Genomic DNA, 19109 nt, shown 5'->3' with positions numbered 1-19109 from the left:
AGTTCTCTTTTATATAAAAAGCCGACTTGCATTTAGCAAGTCGGTTTCGAAATCTATAATCCCCTTCCAATTAAATTCGCTGAAACGGGCTGAAGATTTAAATCTCTCGCCCATATAGATAGCTGACCAATATGATGAATTTCATGTGCAATTACATGCCTTAAAACTTCACCGTATTTATATGTTTTATCTGTCCATGAAGCTTTCAATATTTTTGATTCGAAGTCGCCAGACCATAACCGCAAAAAGTTATCTAATTCTCGTCTATATAAATCAGATAATGCTTTCACTTTTTTGATTGATTGATTGATAATCTTTAAACTGTGGTTCGTTATCCTCTTTTTCTTGAAGCACACTAATCCAGCTATACTCAACATCTACAATATGGAAAAGTGTTTCTAAAATACTCCCAACACCTCCAACACGTTTGCGAAGCAATTCCTCCTCTGTAAGCTGTTCACACCACTTAAACCAATGATCTCTTACTTGCCAATTGTAATAAAATAGCGTTTTCAAATTGGAGCACCCCCACTTTTTTATATAGCCAGAAATGTTTCATTCGTATATGCTTCATTTTCCAATTAACTATGCAAAATCACATTTCTTCTACTGAGTTCCTCTACTATTTGCACAACTATTTCACTTACAGATAAAGATCCATCCAAAACGATATCTGAATTCGGCTTAACAGTATAAATTGCCTCTAAATAAGCTTTTCTCGCATGTGTTATATAATGTTTTAGATCATTATGTATTTCACTAATTGTACCTTCTTTAAAGTCACGCAAAATCCTCCTAGCCATCGCAATATCTAAAGGCGTATCGATAAATATAGTTACATCTATTAATTCGCGCATTTCACTATTTAAGTAGGCAAAGGGATAATCTACTATAATATAGTCTAAATTACTATTTTGTAGCAGATGCTGAATATCAGTAATTAATGGTGTTAGTACCCACTCATCATAATTCGCCCCATCATCAATCCATTTACAAATATCAGCAGGACAGTTATCAAATTTATAACTATCAAAGTATAGAGCCTTTGAATTCGTTAGCTCATGCGTTAAACTTTCTGTAATTGTAGTTTTCCCCCCTCCTGAAACGGCTGCAATTGAAATTATTTTTGTTTTTTTATTCATGATTTCCCACCAAACCCCTTTAGTTAACATAACATAATTATAAAGAACCGTTGCTAGTTATTGTTCCATTCATATTCTAACATACTCATTTCCCATAAGTTCCAATACGTTTCTCCTACTTTTTTTGCCTCTCTTAATAAACCTTCTTTTACAAATCCTATTTTTTCGTAACAAGAAATAGCTGACTTATTAAAGTCATAAACACCAAGAGTTACTCTATGTAGTTTTAATTCTTCAAAAGCAATACGAAGTACGGCTTTCATCATATGTTTCCCTATAGAACGCCCTCTCATTTTCGTATTACCAACTAGCACTTTTCCAATTCTAGCAGACTTATTTATATTATCTATTTGTCCAAGAGAAATATGACCAATAACTGCTTTAGTCTCTTCATCCATTATTTTGAATGCCAGTGTGTTTGCACTTTCTGCATATTTCTCTAATTGCTGTTCATTTAAAGGATATGTAAATGCATTTCCCGACCATTGTATTAAAAATTCTTCGGAATCGATCCAATTAATTAATTGTTTGAAATCAGTTCTTGTAAATTGTTGCAGCTTGATCACTCTCATTCTCCTTTCACACAACCTTTTATACACCTTCAAATTTATTTCTATATGAAAAATATATTCCCTTTTAAACAAAATAAAAAGCCATTCATAAGAATGGCTTAGCATCAATAAAGCATAATTAATCTTTATTTGCTACGTCAACACCGTTAAAATCAAACTCATCAGTAACAGTTGTAGCAGGTGGTAAAATTGCTTCAATTTTACAAAGAGATATAATTGCTGCAACTGAATCAGGAATAGCAGCTAGCTTAACAACATCGCAAGTTACCGAAGAAACAGTACCTATATAAGTACGTCCTTCAGTGTTAATTCGCACTGTTTTATTAATTAATTTTTTAAGCTCATCTCTAATTCCTTGTACACAAGAGCTGTCACATTTCTCATTCTTTTCCTTTTTACACTCTTCAAAAATGTCCCAACAATCATCATGCTTACACGTACATTTCTTTCTACAATTATTAAATCGAGAACCCAAAACCTCACCCCCTAATCCTTTCTACTAGTAAAGTATGTCCAATAGCTTAAAAGTGTACGAGACAAAAGCATAGAATAGTATGAATCCTATTGAAGGGAGGTATAAAAGAATGTCCTGGAAAAATGATTGCTGGAGTTCTAAGAAAAAGCATTGTTGTGATGACTGGTGGAAATCTAAAGAAAAGAATCATTGTGATAATGATTGGAGTTCTAAACGAAATAAGTGTCGTTGTAAATGTTTCTTTATTTGTTGTCATTGTAAAAGAAAAAATTGGTAATATTTTCAATATCGACTTAAAAGAGAGAACATGTCTTTTGTGACCGATAAATACTAGAATGTAATATACAAAAAGCTGACTAAGTATAGTCAGCTTTTTGTCAATGAACACGTAGAGATTTATTTTAATATAGTTCTTATTAGAAAAGGATTATTTTATATAGATTACTATAAGCATCCATAAAGCCAAGGCGCCAATGATAGCGAGCGCTATACGTGTAGATAGTACCCTTAATTCAAAGTCTGTTTTCTTGGAGGGTTCAGGATATGCAATTATGTAGATTCCCTTTAATAATGCAAGCCATGCAATAACCGTTAGGAACCCCTGCCAGTTGAATACCCATACATTATGTAGGATTACACTACCTAACCCTAGGAAAATCGATAGAAAACCATACATAATACCAAATCCTCTGTCTTCAACCACTAATTTTTTCAATTCACGTAGTACCGATGGACGTACGAAAAGTATTCCCGATACGATAACCGTTATCCATCCCCAAAACAATCCTAAAAAAGTACTAGTTTCCATTATTAGTTCACTCCCCTCAATTATTTATATTTCAGATATCCCCCCCTTTAGAACAATTCCAACATCTTTATATATAGGCTAAATTCTGCTCTTTTTTAATACAAACATGGCATATTCTATGCCCATCCTTAATCACCTCATTTCTCTACAAAATGAAATTTTTATATCATTCTTCGTCATCATCTATCCGAATCAACCGAAGTCGCTTTGCACTATTACCGCACACTTTTTCATAGCTTGGAGCTAACATGCACCAAAGCCAATATAATGATTTATTCGCCTTTTCACTAACCTCTAAAATTGTCCCCTCTGTAATAAAATGATCACCTTGATACAATGTATACTCGCTTGTCCCATGGAATCATCATTATTCCCCTCCCTATTAAAATAGCGTTTTTGTTTCAAATAATGCTCTCATTAATTTGGACGCATTTACCAGTATATTTACCAAAAAATTCATGATATCGTTAACTAGTCGAGTACGTCATTACTTGACGATTACCCTTAGGAGCCCCGCAGACAATCGGGGTTCCTTTTATTTAAATAAGGATTTTGTTTAAACTTTACAAAACTCATCTATATTAAACTATCTTCTAAAATTCCCATTGAACATTTATAATACTTTTAAACGGTTTAAATTCTACAATCAGTAATGGAGGCATTTTAATGGGAAACATCCCAAAAATATCATCACAACAATCAAATCCTAAGATACCCTCACAGCAAGTGAACCCTAACACCCAACAAGGTAATAATAAAAAAACAAGACGCCGTATTATAACTACTTTGGCTTTTATATTATCTGTAATTTTTGTCCTTCAATATTTTCTTAATAACCAACAAGAAATGATTAAAGAAAAACAAATCACGCTTAATACGGAGCAACAAAAATTATCTTCTTTAAAGAAGGATGGTCATTCCCTTAAAAATGATGTTAAAGCTTTAACAGGTAGTGAAGAAGAAATTTTAAAATTCGCAAGGAAACTGTATGGATTTTCCAAACCGAATGAAACTATATTTCAAATAACTGAATAAAATTACACTGCATTATCCAAAAGGCGATTTGACGATAATCGCCTTTTTATATTTAATTTCTAAAGTAAACATACTAATTTCTTTTTCTATCAAATAACTATTTTGTTTAATTTATTAAAGTACAACCGCTTGTCATCACAAGTAATTTTTATAATTAGTTAAATTCTCAATATAGTTTGTGTATATAATTCCATTCAAAGATACATAATATCCACATAACTATTTAAAAATACTTCGTTTTTATATCTAAGTTCAAAAAGGAGCTACATAACATGGATAAAAAAAATCTATTAAGTCAACAACTTGATTATGTGTCATCGGATGCGCTGAATACTCCTAGTAAAGCCCAAGAGCAAATGCAAGAAACATCTCAGGAGGCACATGATTCAAACAAAAAGGACAGTACTCAAGCTTTACATGGCGAAGATTTACCAATTTCAGCTGTATATAGAACAACGAACAAACAGTAAATTTAAAAGGGAAAAAATCTTAAGAACCAGTGAACTTAATTCTTTTCCCTTTTCCTATTTAAATAACACTTTTATATGAAACCCGTACACATTTTTGACACATCCACTATCACAATCTCCTGAAAATTCGTGATAATATTAATTTGTCGGATACGCCAAATTTCGACATTGAACGACAATAATATCTCCCTTATTGAATCCCTGTCCCCCAGGGATTTCTCCTTTTATTCATTACTTTTTTCTTCACTAAATTTTCATTCTTAACAAAATTCAATCACTCCATTGAATAGACAGCCATAGTATCCTATTTTGATAAAAACTAAAAACAAACAGACATACTTAACACTAATAGTAGATTTTTTAACTTCAAATTTACTTTTTCTCTCTTATCTTTTTGTAAACATTAAAAATGAGCTCTATTTACATAGAGCTCATTCGTAATTTTATAGTTTGCTAGACTGTAACCCCTGAATAAACGGAACTACTTCAGGATTTACAAGTGACGATAAATCTCCTAACTCTTTTCCTAAGTAAGCTGCTTTAATAACACGTCGCATTACTTTAGAATTTCGTGTTTTTGGTAAATCTTCTACAACGTGGATGTCTTTTGGACATAAAGCTTTACCAATATGAGAGTTTACTAAACTCATTAATTCTTTCTTTAACTCTCCAGAGAATATTACACCGTCTCGTAATACAACAAAACAATGACAAACTTCACCTTTTACATCATCCGGTACACCAACTGCCGCTGCTTCTATTACATCATTATGTTTCACAAGAATAGATTCATATTCAGCAGGCCCAATACGTTTTCCAGCAATGTTTAACGTATCATCTGAACGTCCTGTAATGATATATTGCTCACCGTCATAAATGACCCAGTCACCATGAACCCATTTATTTTCAAAACGTGACCAGTATGTGTTCACATAACGCTCATCATCTTCCCAGAAACTTTTCGTCATACCAACCCACGGTTTTTCTAAACATAATTCTCCGACTTCATCACGAATCGGTTTACCTTGATCATCAAGTACAACTGCTGCCATTCCTGGTAAGGATGCGTTAAAACTAATCGGTGCAATTGGTTTAATAAGGACGTTTCCGAAAATCCCACCAGAAATTTCAGTTCCACCTGAGTAGTTACAGATTGGGACCTTTCCTTTTCCAACTGTTTCAAACAGCCACATCCACGGATCTGGATTCCAAGGTTCTCCTGTTGATGCGAATACTTCTAAACTCTTTAAAGAATGTTTATTTACATACTCATCACCTTTTGCCATTAATGCACGGATTAACGTTGGCGAAATACCGAGATGAGTAATTTCATATTTATCAACTGTCTCCCATAAGCGATCTGCTTCTGGGAAGTCTGGAACACCTTCGTACATAACCATTGTTGCGCCATTAATTAAAGAGCCGAATAGTAAAAATGGTCCCATCATCCAGCCCATATCAGTTACCCATAATACGCGGTCGCCTTGTTTTATATTCATTCCAAATCCTGCATCAAATGCAGATTTTAGCGGGAAACCAGCATGTGTGTGTACTGTCCCCTTCGGCTTACCAGTCGTTCCAGATGTATATATAAGCATTAATGGATCATCACTGTTCATTTCTTCAGCATGTATAAATGGTTTTTCTTTTTCTAACGTACTCCATGAAAAATCATAATTATGCGGTGTAAAATCATTTCCTGCATGACGAACAATTACCACCTTTTCAACAGTTGGACAATGTTCACAAGCTTTATCTACTTCATCTTTTAATGAAACAATTTTCCCACGGCGTGAAAAGCCATCTGCGGTAATAACCATTTTTGAACCAGCTGCTTGTACACGTGTCATTACTGCATCAGCAGCAAAACCTGAGAATATTGGTGAAATAATCGCTCCAATTTTCATTACCGCTAACATAGCAACAACTGTTTCAGGAATCATTGGCATGTAAATTGTTACACGATCACCTTTTTCAATACCAGCATGTTTCAAACCGTTGGCAACACGGCTTACCCAGCTGTCAAGCTCTTCATATGTAAATGATTTCGAAGTTCCGTTTTCCCCTTCATACATAAGTGCTGCTTGTGTTTTCGTTTTATCGTCTGCAAGCCAGCGAGATAAAGCAGATTCTACAACGTTACAAGTTCCCTCAGTATACCACTGTGCAAACGGTGTACCATTTTCTAAATCTAACACTTCTGTATATGGTTTCATCCACTGATAGCCAACTGCTCTCTCAGCTTCTCCCCAAAACCAAGCTGTTTCTTCAATTGACTTATTATAAAAAGCTTCGTAATCTTCATAGCCTAATGATTTCATCCAACCAAATAAACGCGTTTTTTCTTTATATTCTTCTGTTGGAAACCAAACTGCTTGTTTCATGTTTTCCCCTCCTTGACTTTTTGAGCAAGAAAGCCCTAAATAGGGCTTTTAAACTGGATATACAGGATGTTTACGATCCGTGAATACTTGATATTTGCTCATATACATTTCGAATCGGCCTTTTAACTCTTCACGTAAATTGTTTGGATGAACAATACCATCAATCACCATCTCAGATGCTAAACGGTAAATATCAATATCTTTCTTATACTCTTCTCGTTTTTCAGCAATAAAGCTTGCGCGCTCTTCTTCTGGTAAAGCTGCAATTTTATTTGCATATACAGCATTGACTGCTGCTTCTGGACCCATTACTGCAATAGAAGCTGTCGGTAATGCTAAGCAGCAATCTGGTTCAAACGCTGGACCTGCCATTGCATATAAGCCAGCTCCATATGCTTTTCGAACGACGATAGAAATTTTCGGTACAGTTGCTTCACTCATTGCAGAGATCATTTTTGCACCGTGACGAATAATTCCCGCACGTTCTACTTTTGTACCAATCATAAACCCAGGTACATCTGCAAGGAATAATAATGGAATATGGTATGCATCGCATAAATTTATAAACTTCGCTGCTTTATCAGCTGAATCGTGGAATAATACGCCGCCCTTCATACGCGGCTGATTTGCAATAATGCCAATTGGCTTACCATCAATGCGTGCTAAACCTGTAATTAGTTCTTGCGCAAATAATTTTTTCACTTCAAAGAAAGAACCTTCATCAATAATTCTGTTAATGAGATCTTTCATATTGAAAGGAGCATTTTGATTTTCTGGAATGATTTCTTCTAACGTTTTATCGAACTGTTTCGGTTCTTGAGGTGTAATCAAAGGAGTCTTTTCTAAATAGTTACTTGGAAAATAAGAAATATATTGTCTTGCTTGCGTAATTGCATCTTCTTCTGTTTTACATAAAACATCTCCGCATCCTGATACTGAGCAATGCATACGTGCTCCGCCCATTTCTTCTAAAGTTACCTTCTCACCGATAACCATTTCAGCCATACGCGGAGACCCTAAATACATAGAAGCATTTCCTTCAACCATCATAACAACGTCACAAAATGCTGGAATATACGCACCACCAGCCGCTGAAGGTCCAAATAATAAACAAATTTGTGGCACTTTACCAGATAATTTCACTTGGTTATAAAAGATTCTTCCTGCACCGCGGCGTCCAGGGAACATTTCAACTTGATCTGTAATACGCGCTCCAGCAGAATCAACTAAATAAAATAACGGTACACGTAATTTTTCTGCTGTTTCTTGAATACGTAGAATTTTTTCAACTGTACGTGCTCCCCATGATCCAGCTTTTACAGTCGAATCATTTGCCATTACGCACGCAGTACGACCATGTATTTTACCAGTCGCAGTTACAACACCATCAGCTGGTAATCCAGTTTGTTCACAATTTGCAAATAATGCATCTTCCACATATTCACCATTATCGAATAAAAGAGCCAAACGATCTCGAACAAAAAGTTTCCCTTTTGCTTTGTTTTGTTCATGATATTTCGGTGCCCCGCCTTGCTTAATTGTTTCAACTCGTTCTTCAAATGAATTAGATTGTTGTTTTTGATCTAACATATTTACTCCCCCTTATACATTGGTTTGCGTTTTTCCTTGAATGCCTGTAATCCTTCTAATCTATCTTTCGTATGGATTACGCCCTCATACGCCTGTTTTTCCATTTGTAAGCCGGTATGTAAATCTACTTGAATACCATTTGAAATTGCTTCTTTTGCTAATCGAACGGCAATTGGACCATTATTAGCAATTCGATCTGCAATTTCAATTGCTTTCTCTTCTAGTAAATCAGCTGGTACTACGAATTCTACTAAACCATATTCTTTCGCTTCTTGCGCCGAAATACGTCTTCCTGTATAAATTAATTCTTTCGCTCTACCAACTCCAATTAATCTAGGTAATCGCTGCGTACCACCCGCTCCAGGTATTATTGCAAGGGAAGTTTCAGTGAGACCTAGACTTGCAGTGTCAGAAGCAATTCTAAAATCACAAGCTAAGCTTAATTCAGTACCTCCACCAAGTGCGATTCCATTTATTGCAGCAATAACTGGTTGTGGTAATTGTTCAACCATCTCCATAGTAGAACGAATCATACCCACAGCATGGCGAACTTGTTCTTCATTCATGTTGGCACGCTCTTTTAAATCAGCACCAGCGCAAAACGCTTTTTCGCCAGCCCCTGTTAAAATAACAACGCGCGTATTTGATTCTTCGTTTATTTGAGTTAATATAGTTTGTAATTCTTCTAATAATGCCAAAGATAATGAGTTAGCTTGTCTTTCACGATTTAACGAAATCTTTACAACATGCGGTGTAACATAGTCAACGGAAATGTTTTGTAATTGTAGCATATTCTCACCTACTTATCGTTTTATGTTGAAGCGCTCTATACACATGACTCGGTAATTGGATATTTAACTTACTTTGAATAAAATGACTAGCTCTCAATAACTTTTCTTCGTCTATATTTGTTTGGACACCTAACTTATGGAGCATATGTACTAAGTCATCAGTAGCAACATTACCCGATGCTCCTGGTGCATAAGGACACCCTCCAAGTCCACCACAAGAACTATCAAACGTTGTAATACCATGTTCTAAAGACTTAACTACATTTGCCAGTGCCATTCCATACGTATTATGAAAATGCATTGCAAACTGCGAAGCATCATACTTCTTTAATAAATGCTCTAATACTTGCTCTACTTGTAATGGATTTGCTACACCGATCGTGTCACCAAGAGAGATTTCATAAATGCCGTATGAGAATAGTTGATTACATATTTCGTCAACTGCTTCAACACTTATATCCCCTTCATAAGGACATCCAAATACAGTAGAAACATAGCCTCTTACCTTTTTCCCTTCGAATGTTGCCTGTTTTGTTATATCTTCAATTACACCTAATGCTTCTTTAATTGGTTTATTAATGTTACTTTTATTATGAGATTCACTTGCTGATAAAAAAACATTCACCTCATCTACATTTTGCAAAAAAGCTCGTTCCAAACCATTTTGATTTGGAACAAGCGCTGCATATGTAACATTTGGATCCCTTTTTAGCTCAGAAAATACATCACTTGCATCTGCTAATGCAGGAACCCATTTAGGGTGAACGAATGAGGAAACTTCAACGTACGACAATCCCGCTTCTGTAAGTAGTTGAATCCATTTTACTTTATCTTTTGTGCCAACAATCTTTTTTTCATTCTGTAAGCCATCACGTGGCCCGACTTCTTTAATGACAGCAAAATTAGGTAGTTTCAATTCGCTTCCCCCTATATCTCCCTATTCAATTTCTAGTAATACATCTCCTTCATTTACAAAATCGCCTTCTTGTACGTTAATTTTCATAACAGTTCCGGCTTCTTCTGAAACGATTGGAATTTCCATTTTCATAGATTCCAAAATGACGACATCCTGCTCTTCCTCTACTGTGTCTCCTACTCCTACAACAACCTTCCAAACATTTCCTGCCATCGATGCATATACTTTCGTCATCATTTTTTCCCCCTTAATATTCATAAATCTTATTTTTTAACAAGTTGTTTCGTTACAAAACCCGTTGTATAAATACCACTTTTGAACACATCATCTTCCAATACTTGTAATAGCATTGGTGTATTCGTTTTAATACCTTCTACTTTTAACTCTTGCAGCGCATCCTGTAATTTTGAAATCGCTTCTTCACGAGTTTCGCCATGAGCGATTACTTTCGCAATCATTGGATCATAGAAAGGTGTAATCGTTACTTGATTCTCCAAAAAGTGATCAATACGTACATTTGTCGGTAACGTTAGATCTGTAATTTTCCCAGGTGATGGGAAGAATGTTTTCGGATCTTCTGCATAAATACGAGCCTCGATGGCATGACCACTACGTTTTACATCATCTTGTGTAAATGATAGCTTCTCACCATATGCGATAAGTAGTTGTTGTTCAACTAGATCTAACCCCGTAATTTCTTCTGTAACTGGATGTTCTACTTGTAATCTCGTATTCATCTCTAAGAAATAAAAGTTCTTTTGATCATCTACAAGAAACTCCACTGTGCCAGCATTTGTATAACCAAGAGCTTTAGCAGCTTGTACAGCAACTTCTCCCATAGCCTTTCGTGTACCTTCATCTAAAAATGGTGAAGGCGCTTCTTCAATTACTTTTTGATTTCGGCGCTGCACTGAACATTCACGTTCCCATAAATACACTGTATTACCATGTGTATCTGCTAAAAGCTGAATTTCAATATGGTGTGCATCTGCTATATAGCGCTCTAAATACATTTCCCCGTTACCAAAGAAATTTTGCGCTCTTGTTTTATTACTTTCAAATGCTTTGGTGAGCGTTTGCTCAGTTTCCATCAACTGCATTCCAATGCCTCCGCCGCCCGCGGATGCCTTAAGCATTAATGGATAACCAATTTGTTTTGCAATTTCAATTGCTTCTTCAGCAGTTTCAATATTTGTAGTAATGCCTGGAACTACTGGCACATCTGCTGCTTGCATCGCTATACGTGACTCAATTTTACTTCCCATCTTAGTAATGATTTCTTCTGAAGGACCGATAAATACGATTCCTTCTTCTTTACAGCGAATCGGAAAAGATGGATTCTCTGATAATAATCCATACCCCGGATGGATTGCTTCAGCATTTGTCTTCTTAGCTATTTCTATAATTTTTTCAAGGTTTAAATAGCTTTCTTGGACACGTGGGCCCCCTACTAAGTAAGCTTCATTTGCCAATTTTACATGAAGGGCATTTTCATCAGCCTCAGAATAAATAGCAACGGTACGAATGCCAAGTTTTTGACAAGTTTTCATAATTCGAACTGCGATTTCCCCGCGATTAGCAATTAATATTTTTTGAAACATAGTGACTCCTCCTTTTTATCTACATCCTAAATGTCTTGCAATTACGAGACGTTGAATTTCAGAAGTTCCTTCACCAATTTCTAACAGTTTTGCATCACGAATATATCGTTCAACTTCATATTCACGCATATAGCCATATCCACCATGAATTTGTACCGCATGATTCGCGATACGACTAGCTGCTTCAGATGCAAACAACTTTGCCATAGCCGCTTCTTTACCGAAAGGTTTATCGTTATCTTTTAACCAAGCTGCTTTATGTACTAAATTACGCGCTAATTCCACTTCAGTCGCCATATCAGCTAATTTAAATTGAATCGCTTGGAAATTAGAAATTGTTTTACCAAATTGTTGACGTTCTTTCGCATATTGCAATGCACGTTCAAATGCAGATTGTGCAATACCTACTGCTAATGCTGCGATTGAAATACGTCCTCCATCAAGTGTATATAAGAATTGTTTAAATCCTTTATTTACATCACCAAGTATATTTTCTTTCGGTACACGCACACCATCAAGTACGATTTCACAAGTATTAGAAGCACGAACACCCATCTTATCGTAAGGGCTTGAAATCGTTAACCCTTCACTAGTAGTCGGTACGATAAATGCAGAAATACGTTTTCTACCATTGTCTTCAACACCGTTGATAGCGGTTACAATAATTGTATTTGCATACTCTGCATTTGTGATCCAACACTTTTCGCCACTAATAACATATTCATCGCCATCTAATATTGCTTTCGTTTGTGTGCCCCCTGCATCAGATCCAGCGTTTGGCTCTGTTAATCCGAAAGCACCTAATGTTTTCCCTGACGCCATTGGAACTAAATATTTTTGTTTTTGTTCTTCTGTACCGAAATAATAAATTGGAGAAGCACCTAATGAAATTGTTGCAGCATAGCTTAAACCAGTACCACCACAAGCACGACCAATTTCTTCAACTGCTAACGCGTACGATAATGTATCGCCACCTGAACCTCCATACTCTTCTGGGAATGGGATGCCTAATAATCCTAGTTCGCCCATTTTTTGAAATGTTTCATATGGAAACTCTGCAGTTTTGTCATAATACACAGCTTTCGGTGCGATTTCCTTTTCAGCAAAGTCACGTACCATTTCTTTAATCATTTGTTTTTCGCGAGTTAGAGTAAATTCCATTCCGCTACACACCCCTTATCGAATATTGAGTTTCGACAGCGTACGAGTTTCTACTACAAACATTACTTCTTAAAAGACACGAATATTAGTTAGACAATTGCTATAATTCTGTCATAACTTAATTTTAAAACAGATTCTGTACCAATGCACAAAAAAATTCCTACATTGTTCTACAACAACATAGGGTACTTTGTGTCGAAATATGTATTTTTTTGTTTTATAATCTCTATCTTTTTCCGAATCAGAAATTATCACTATCGTTTCTGGGGATGGTTCGAAATATGTTTTTAATAATACTTTTCATCAAATCAAATTGCCCACGATTTTAAAATAGTAATCAAACCGCTAAGTGTTTTTCTCTTCCCTGCATATTTATGAAATACCTCAGCTAATGCTCATGCTATTTTTAAACTGTGTTTTATAATACCTGAAAATATGCCCACATACACTTCAATTTGATAAATAGAGCGGCGTATGCATTAATAACTAATAAAAGATCTTCTCGCGATTTCCAAATACTACCTTTTGCGTTGGTAACATTACATCCTAATTTTTTATCCTTCACCTGGCTATATGCCCTAAATAAAAATCTTTAATCAAGTTATAAATTTAAATGGCATTCATATTTCAATTAATTTGTAACGTTTTAAAATGTGCGATTGTTAAAGAACTTTTAAAGAAATGTTCCCTAATAATAAAATTCGACAATCCACTTTCTAAATCACCTAATTTTAACGTTTAATTTAATCGATTTTTTTCGATTTCATTTCACGTCGTGTAAAAGTACCTTTATCCATTCGACTATTATCTTAAAATCCATCCAATTAAATTCATAAACTATGCGTATACTTACTCCTGCTTTTCTGCTAGCAAACTATCAATGATTTCGTTTTGGAAGTCCATAAAGTCCACTACTTTTCACGTCACTCCAAAGCGTTGTCCGATTCACATCGAGTTCTTACGTTAATTCATCCTGTGGCCTATTGTTGTTTTTTTGTCTTAGCTCGTTTAACTTAGCCAATATTATGTTACGCTTCTCTTCTGAAATAAAAAAAAGCAATCGATTTTATATCGATTGCTTTGAATTTCGTGTATCTTTTGTAGTTCTTATACATATTATAATGTCTTATTAAAAGTCTGTATTAAACAACTAGATTCACCACTACTCCAGCGTGATCAGATGGCTAAAGAGTCGTTATCGTTATATCAGCGTTTGAATTCAGATTTTCTAGCAGAATTAACGATAGGTATTTAGCCGGTCTCAACAGCAATTCGTTCCTTTATGCAACTTGAACAACCGGCGAATTTCGCATAATTTATTTCATTACCTCCGTGGCGTTAGTCCATACAATATAAATTGAATCGTATTTTCAATTTCCACTTCATCGTCCCATTTCTCTTCAGGCAATAATAAGAACCTCGTTAAGAGTAATCCTAATACAGCTGATAACGTAAGTCGTAATACAGAAGATGGTGGTATTTCAATAATTGTCCCTTCTTCTTGAAACTTTGCAATCAACTTTTTAAAATGTACAAGCAGTTCTGTTTCTATTAATTGTTGTATTTCACTTTTTAGTTCAGGCTGAAATGGTACTTCTTGAATTAATATTTTTATCATTGGAAAGTGCTTTTTAGCAAATTCAAATCTATTTTGAATTATTACTCTTAATAGCCCTTCATACGATTCATAATCTGTTTTAAATATTTCTTTTGCAAAGGCTTGTACGAAAAATGGTGCAGCAAACTTTGTTAAGGTCGGCATCACGACTGCAAACAATAAATCTTTTTTCGTTTTATAGTAGCGGAAGATTGTTCCTTCCGCTACACCAGCTCGCTTTGCAATTTCACTTGTTGAAGTTGAGGCGTACCCTTTTTCTCCAAACATATCAACAGCTGCCTCTAATATACGCATTTGACGTTCATTACGTTTATCAGTATTCGTTGCGGCAACTAATTCTTCCAGCCAATCCTTCTTCATTTATAAAGCTCCTTTTTGTCGTCATTATATTTTGCGATGTTTCTTTAAAGCAAATATATTTCCTACTGCAAATAATAGTGAAAAAAGAAGTAAAACAGTAAGATCTAAAGCAATTTCTGTAAACCCTTGATTCCGAATCATTACTTGTCTCATTGCGTCAGCACCATACGTGAGTGGAAATAATTTACCTAACATTTGTAACCATGTATTCATGGATTCCATTGGAAACAACCCAGAAAAGAAAACTTGTGGTACGATAACAAGCGGTATAAACTGAATCATTTGAAATTCATTATTTGCGTATGCCGATAAAAATGTGCCTAATGTTAGTGCAGTTAAAGAAAGCATACATGTTATAAGTAGCGTTAGCCATATTGAGCCAGCTACATATAAATCTAAAATATAAACTGAAAAACTTACAATTATAATAGATTGTATAAATGCAAAGATTCCAAAACCAATAATATATCCTACAACTATTTCCCATCTTCTCACTGGTGTGGACAATAATCTCTCTAATGTACCACTTAAACGTTCTCTTACGAAAGAAACTCCGGATAATATAAATACAAAGAAAAATGTAAAGAAACCAATTAATACGGGACCAAGCCCATCAAACATCGTAATGTCTTTAGAGCCACGTAAATAATCCACTTCAGGCTTCATCATTGATACATCACTCTTCTCTGTACTCTTTTGCAATACTTGAAGTACCGCACGATTTTTTGATGAATCACTGCCTTCTAATAGAAGATTCATTTTTCCATTCTCTAAATGAATTACTGCATCTACCTTTTGCTTTTCTAACTCCGAAACTGCTTTGTCTTTACTATATTCATAAATTGATGCTTCTTGATTTTTCATTGCTTTTACTATAGGAGCAGGCACATCGACTACAGCAATATGCGGTATATAGTCTTTTTGTGTAAATACTAGCGACAATAACCAAAGTAATAACATTGGTGCCCCAAACATCATTGCTAAAGAACGCTTATCTCGAAAAAATTGACGAATGATACGGATGACTACACCATTAACTCTCATGATTCAATCACTCCTTCTAACATAAAGACATCTTCAATTCGTCCGGATGACGTTTGTTTTTTCAATTCCTCCGGTGTGCCAATCGCAACTAAATTTCCTTCTCTAATTAGCCCTAGACGTTCGCAAAACTCTGCTTCATCCATAATGTGCGTTGTTACAATAATAGTAGTGCCTTTCTTTTTAAGATCATAAAACTTCTCCCAAATCGATTTTCGAAGAAGAGGATCTATCCCAACTGTTGGCTCATCTAAAATCATTATTTCAGGTTCATGAAGGAGTGCTATCGCCAATGATAAACGTTTTTTCATTCCACCTGAAAAATGCTGTACTTGCTTTTTCATATGCTCTGATAATTGTACAAGTTCAAAAACTTCTCCGATTCTCTCTTTCTTACGCTTACCTTTTAACCCATACATCGTTGCAATGAAATCTGCATTTTCATATGCCGATAGTTCTTCGTATAATGCATCAGCCTGAGCCATATAACCAATTCTTTTCATTTCATTTAGGTTAGGCATGTTTGTATTAAAAACAATTACATCCCCTGTAGTTGACTCATTAATACCTGCAATCATTTTAATGAGTGTTGTTTTCCCTGACCCGGAAGGTCCAACCAATCCAAAAATTTCTGCTTTTTCTATTTGCAACGAAAGGTTATGCAAAACTTCTTTTTTTCCAAATTTTTTTGATACATCTCGTAAAATAATTGAAGGTTGTTGCACTAAAAATCCCCCTTTTCTTTAAAGTGAGTGAGTACTCACTTTTATTTTACTCTCGAATTATCATATGTCAAACTTTACAAATAAATATTTTTTCTGTTATTTACTAAAATAATGAAACAGAGTCGACATTAGAATATCTTTTCTTAAAGTCGACTCTGTTTCATTATAAATTATTCGATTTTAGTTATGTTTTTAAATTTAAATACCTTCTAATTCTAGCAACATCTAAAGAATATTCGATAACTATTTGCTGTATTGGTAATATAACCGTTTCCGGATATAAATGTGCATATTGTAACGTTTCTGCATACTTTTCTAACCGTTTTTCTAAATACTTTACAATTTGCTCAGGATGACTTACTAATAAAGACGTACTATAATAATGAATTTGCTCCTCAATCGCCGTATATTCTTCAATTTCAAATTCTTTATGCATTTGTACACCCCTTTATATTTTTAATATCGCTTAATAATAACTATTTTAACTCGACTAATTTTTAAGTTTTTTGATTATTTACACTATAACAAACTCAATAGGTCAAATTTTGTTACTTTATGTAACGTTGAAAAATTTTAACAAAATTGTAATGGAAACTTGTACTGAAGAAAAACTACCTTTAAATTATTCCCATGAACAAAAAAGCCGTACAGATTAATTTAACTGCACGACTACAATCTCAGGTCTATTAAAAACTCTTTGCGGAATGATACTATTGCCTAATCCTCTACTAACTATCATAGACGTATTTTGTTTTTCATATAAACCCGCTGTATATTTAGGCAGTATTCCTTGATTAGGAGCAACTAATCCCCCGATAAAAGGTAACCGAACTTGTCCCCCATGTGCATGACCCGATAAAACTAAATCTACTTTCTCGTCAGCATACTCTTCAAAAAATTCAGGCCTATGAGATAGCAATACCTTAAAACCGTCTGAATGCATTCCATCTTTAGCTTTCCTAATCTCACTTTTAACAATATGTTCTTCATCACGATTTCCACTAGTAAATTCTGAATCATCAATACCTAGCAAGTTTATTTCTTGCCCATCTTTTTGAATGCTTACATGCTCATTTCTTAAAACAGTAACATTATGTGATCAATATAACTCATTAAATTCTAGTAAGGTCCATCATTCACTTTTATTAATAGCTCGTTTTATATTTAATTTTTATTGCATAGTCCCTTTTAATCAAGGAAACGGCAGATTGGCACTTATGTTAATGCAATTGCTATTAATACAGAATGGACATACATTTGTAAAATATGTATGTTTAGATAAATATATCAAGAAAAATGAATCTGAATATTACAATTCAATTTATAAATCTTCGGTAAATTGCTACTGCGAGGAACATAATAGTAGCTTTTGGTTAAAAACGTTTTTAACTATTATATTAGAGGCGTACAAAGATCTTCATAATACAGTTTTAGATTCTATATGTAAACATACTAAAGTGGAGAGAATTCAGGATTTTATACTTAAACAAAAGCAGCCCTTTACTAAGGAGAATATTCGTAACACATATCCAGACATAGCCGAGAGTACAATCAGTAAGGCTTTAAATTCCTTGCAATTGTTTGGTCATATTAAGCTAGTTACAAAAGGAAGAAATGCAAGTTGGATTAAAGTCTAGCCATAATTTTAAAACACTTACGGTTCCAAAAAAGAAAATTAAAACTTTATCATTTAAATTCATGCCTTTGGGCTCATATTCATTGAATTTCACTTTAATATATTAAGCTATTATTACTAATTTAGTTATTTCTAATTCCTACAAAACATTTTATAGGAAAATTTGTCGAAAAAAGTCGCATTTTAATATTTTTTCTTTATTTTCTGATTGTAAACGTTTCATTTTCGTGTTACCATCTTAATCAAACAATAGATGGTAATAAAAATGAAAATATTTCTTTCCTTTAGAAACATATAAGCGTACGGTCATATCAAGAAAATAAGGCCAAAGAAATATTTGATACCTATCCAAATAACCAATAGGAATTTTGCCGTATTAACTTTCTGTTATTTCAGAATAAAACTTCAAATTTTGTCCCTAAACAAAATTTGTTAGCGTGCAAAATTCAAATACACTAAAACACCCAAATAAATAAAATGTCCTTTTTTATTGAGCATTGAGGTATGGAAAAAAATTCTTCCTACAAAATTCAGCTGAATAACATAAAGACATCTAAATTACTACCTTTATCGCCATCTATCGTTGACAACATATTTACCAACTATAAAAAAGAACCTATCGAGGGTTCTTTTTTATTATAATCATTCAAATTTCAATTCTATCTTGTACTTAGATTTCTACACAAATTACATCTACTTTTTTGCTCTCAATTATTGAATTTATAATATAGCACATCAAACTTAGTTATTCTTGATCCAAATCAGTTTAAATTAGTGAATAAAA

Annotated in this window: 19 protein-coding genes and 3 pseudogenes; 4 read left to right on the top strand and 18 right to left on the bottom strand. The window is 34.3% G+C overall.

Annotation, left to right across the window (positions count from 1 at the left end):
- Positions 1-53 precede the first annotated feature (53 nt).
- From MHI07_RS11860 to MHI07_RS11845, 4 genes and pseudogenes are all read right to left on the bottom strand, one after another.
- Positions 54-516, bottom strand: a pseudogene (locus MHI07_RS11860) (DinB family protein).
- A gap of 65 nt (positions 517-581) precedes the next feature.
- Positions 582-1142 (bottom strand): hypothetical protein, encoded by a 561-nt coding sequence (locus MHI07_RS11855; protein WP_340823911.1) that lies wholly within the window; start codon positions 1140-1142, stop codon positions 582-584.
- 53 nt (positions 1143-1195) lie between these two features.
- Entirely contained in the window at positions 1196-1708 is a 513-nt protein-coding gene (locus MHI07_RS11850; protein WP_340823908.1) for a GNAT family N-acetyltransferase, read from the bottom strand.
- A 124-nt stretch (positions 1709-1832) separates the two neighbouring features.
- Positions 1833-2189 (bottom strand): hypothetical protein, encoded by a 357-nt coding sequence (locus MHI07_RS11845; RefSeq protein ID WP_340823906.1) that lies wholly within the window; start codon positions 2187-2189, stop codon positions 1833-1835.
- A gap of 89 nt (positions 2190-2278) precedes the next feature.
- On the opposite strand from MHI07_RS11845, the gene MHI07_RS11840 reads away from it, so the two are divergent.
- Positions 2279-2509 (top strand): hypothetical protein, encoded by a 231-nt coding sequence (locus tag MHI07_RS11840; RefSeq protein WP_340823903.1) that lies wholly within the window; start codon positions 2279-2281, stop codon positions 2507-2509.
- A gap of 107 nt (positions 2510-2616) precedes the next feature.
- Here the strand turns inward: MHI07_RS11840 and MHI07_RS11835 are convergent, their stop codons facing one another.
- Together MHI07_RS11835 and MHI07_RS11830 are read right to left on the bottom strand one after the other, a co-directional pair.
- A complete protein-coding gene (locus tag MHI07_RS11835) occupies positions 2617-2997 on the bottom strand; it encodes a hypothetical protein (protein ID WP_002127497.1) in 381 nt (126 codons plus the stop codon).
- Between the two features lie 166 nt (positions 2998-3163).
- Positions 3164-3334: a hypothetical protein gene (locus MHI07_RS11830; protein ID WP_002200442.1), complete on the bottom strand. Its 171-nt coding sequence runs from the start codon at positions 3332-3334 to the stop codon at positions 3164-3166.
- Between the two features lie 329 nt (positions 3335-3663).
- Between MHI07_RS11830 and MHI07_RS11825 the strand changes: the two genes are divergently transcribed.
- Both MHI07_RS11825 and MHI07_RS11820 read left to right on the top strand, forming a co-directional pair.
- On the top strand, positions 3664-4032 hold the full coding sequence (locus MHI07_RS11825; protein WP_016104905.1) for an FtsB family cell division protein: 369 nt from the start codon (positions 3664-3666) through the stop codon (positions 4030-4032).
- A 272-nt stretch (positions 4033-4304) separates the two neighbouring features.
- Positions 4305-4502, top strand: a complete 198-nt coding sequence (locus MHI07_RS11820; protein ID WP_002110011.1) for a hypothetical protein — start codon at positions 4305-4307, stop codon at positions 4500-4502.
- A 443-nt stretch (positions 4503-4945) separates the two neighbouring features.
- On the opposite strand, the gene MHI07_RS11815 is transcribed toward MHI07_RS11820, so the two are convergent.
- From MHI07_RS11815 to MHI07_RS11760, 12 genes and pseudogenes are all read right to left on the bottom strand, one after another.
- Positions 4946-6886 (bottom strand): AMP-binding protein, encoded by a 1941-nt coding sequence (locus tag MHI07_RS11815; RefSeq protein WP_340823900.1) that lies wholly within the window; start codon positions 6884-6886, stop codon positions 4946-4948.
- A gap of 48 nt (positions 6887-6934) precedes the next feature.
- Entirely contained in the window at positions 6935-8476 is a 1542-nt protein-coding gene (locus tag MHI07_RS11810) for an acyl-CoA carboxylase subunit beta (protein ID WP_002017014.1), read from the bottom strand.
- 2 nt (positions 8477-8478) lie between these two features.
- Positions 8479-9267 carry an enoyl-CoA hydratase gene (locus tag MHI07_RS11805; RefSeq protein WP_002161717.1) on the bottom strand — a complete coding sequence of 263 codons (789 nt, stop codon included), beginning with the start codon at positions 9265-9267 and terminating at the stop codon, positions 8479-8481.
- A gap of 4 nt (positions 9268-9271) precedes the next feature.
- The gene (gene mvaB, locus MHI07_RS11800; protein ID WP_215581775.1) at positions 9272-10183 is read right to left on the bottom strand and encodes a hydroxymethylglutaryl-CoA lyase; all 912 of its coding nucleotides are present in this window, start codon (positions 10181-10183) and stop codon (positions 9272-9274) included.
- A gap of 21 nt (positions 10184-10204) precedes the next feature.
- Complete coding sequence (locus MHI07_RS11795) at positions 10205-10420, bottom strand: acetyl-CoA carboxylase biotin carboxyl carrier protein subunit (RefSeq protein WP_340823897.1); 216 nt, start codon at positions 10418-10420, stop codon at positions 10205-10207.
- 26 nt (positions 10421-10446) lie between these two features.
- The gene (locus tag MHI07_RS11790) at positions 10447-11784 is read right to left on the bottom strand and encodes an acetyl-CoA carboxylase biotin carboxylase subunit (RefSeq protein ID WP_002200449.1); all 1338 of its coding nucleotides are present in this window, start codon (positions 11782-11784) and stop codon (positions 10447-10449) included.
- A gap of 15 nt (positions 11785-11799) precedes the next feature.
- A complete protein-coding gene (locus tag MHI07_RS11785) occupies positions 11800-12945 on the bottom strand; it encodes an acyl-CoA dehydrogenase (protein WP_016104901.1) in 1146 nt (381 codons plus the stop codon).
- A 1324-nt stretch (positions 12946-14269) separates the two neighbouring features.
- Positions 14270-14923: a TetR/AcrR family transcriptional regulator gene (locus MHI07_RS11780; protein WP_016104900.1), complete on the bottom strand. Its 654-nt coding sequence runs from the start codon at positions 14921-14923 to the stop codon at positions 14270-14272.
- A gap of 24 nt (positions 14924-14947) precedes the next feature.
- Entirely contained in the window at positions 14948-15967 is a 1020-nt protein-coding gene (locus tag MHI07_RS11775; RefSeq protein ID WP_340823893.1) for an ABC transporter permease, read from the bottom strand.
- Positions 15964-16689, bottom strand: a complete 726-nt coding sequence (locus MHI07_RS11770) for an ABC transporter ATP-binding protein (protein ID WP_340823891.1) — start codon at positions 16687-16689, stop codon at positions 15964-15966. The genes MHI07_RS11775 and MHI07_RS11770 overlap by 4 nt, the downstream gene beginning before the upstream one ends.
- Positions 16690-16873: 184 nt before the next feature.
- Entirely contained in the window at positions 16874-17125 is a 252-nt protein-coding gene (locus tag MHI07_RS11765) for a hypothetical protein (protein ID WP_002017002.1), read from the bottom strand.
- 216 nt (positions 17126-17341) lie between these two features.
- Positions 17342-17785: pseudogene (locus MHI07_RS11760) on the bottom strand (metallophosphoesterase); the annotation flags it as partial.
- Between MHI07_RS11760 and MHI07_RS11755 the strand changes: the two are divergent.
- Positions 17781-18326: pseudogene (locus MHI07_RS11755) on the top strand (Fic family protein); the annotation flags it as partial. The pseudogenes MHI07_RS11760 and MHI07_RS11755 overlap by 5 nt on opposite strands.
- Positions 18327-19109 lie beyond the last annotated feature (783 nt).

This window comes from Bacillus sp. FSL H8-0545, assembly GCF_038006105.1.
GTDB classification, from domain to species: Bacteria; Bacillota; Bacilli; order Bacillales; family Bacillaceae_G; genus Bacillus_A; species Bacillus_A cereus_U.
Note: the sequence above shows the minus strand (reverse complement) of the source record. Positions and strands in the feature narration are given on the sequence as shown.

Bases quoted from the DNA above. Each gene is read 5' to 3' on its own strand.
- MHI07_RS11855 (WP_340823911.1), bottom strand. From the start codon at position 1,142: ATGAATAAAAAAACAAAAATAATTTCAATTGCAGCCGTTTCAGGAGGG.
- MHI07_RS11835 (WP_002127497.1), bottom strand. From the start codon at position 2,997: ATGGAAACTAGTACTTTTTTAGGATTGTTTTGGGGATGGATAACGGTT.
- MHI07_RS11825 (WP_016104905.1), top strand. From the start codon at position 3,664: ATGGGAAACATCCCAAAAATATCATCACAACAATCAAATCCTAAGATA.
- MHI07_RS11820 (WP_002110011.1), top strand. From the start codon at position 4,305: ATGGATAAAAAAAATCTATTAAGTCAACAACTTGATTATGTGTCATCG.
- MHI07_RS11815 (WP_340823900.1), bottom strand. From the start codon at position 6,886: ATGAAACAAGCAGTTTGGTTTCCAACAGAAGAATATAAAGAAAAAACG.
- MHI07_RS11810 (WP_002017014.1), bottom strand. From the start codon at position 8,476: ATGTTAGATCAAAAACAACAATCTAATTCATTTGAAGAACGAGTTGAA.
- MHI07_RS11805 (WP_002161717.1), bottom strand. From the start codon at position 9,267: ATGCTACAATTACAAAACATTTCCGTTGACTATGTTACACCGCATGTT.
- MHI07_RS11795 (WP_340823897.1), bottom strand. From the start codon at position 10,420: ATGATGACGAAAGTATATGCATCGATGGCAGGAAATGTTTGGAAGGTT.
- MHI07_RS11790 (WP_002200449.1), bottom strand. From the start codon at position 11,784: ATGTTTCAAAAAATATTAATTGCTAATCGCGGGGAAATCGCAGTTCGA.
- MHI07_RS11785 (WP_016104901.1), bottom strand. From the start codon at position 12,945: ATGGAATTTACTCTAACTCGCGAAAAACAAATGATTAAAGAAATGGTA.
- MHI07_RS11780 (WP_016104900.1), bottom strand. From the start codon at position 14,923: ATGAAGAAGGATTGGCTGGAAGAATTAGTTGCCGCAACGAATACTGAT.
- MHI07_RS11775 (WP_340823893.1), bottom strand. From the start codon at position 15,967: ATGAGAGTTAATGGTGTAGTCATCCGTATCATTCGTCAATTTTTTCGA.
- MHI07_RS11765 (WP_002017002.1), bottom strand. From the start codon at position 17,125: ATGCATAAAGAATTTGAAATTGAAGAATATACGGCGATTGAGGAGCAA.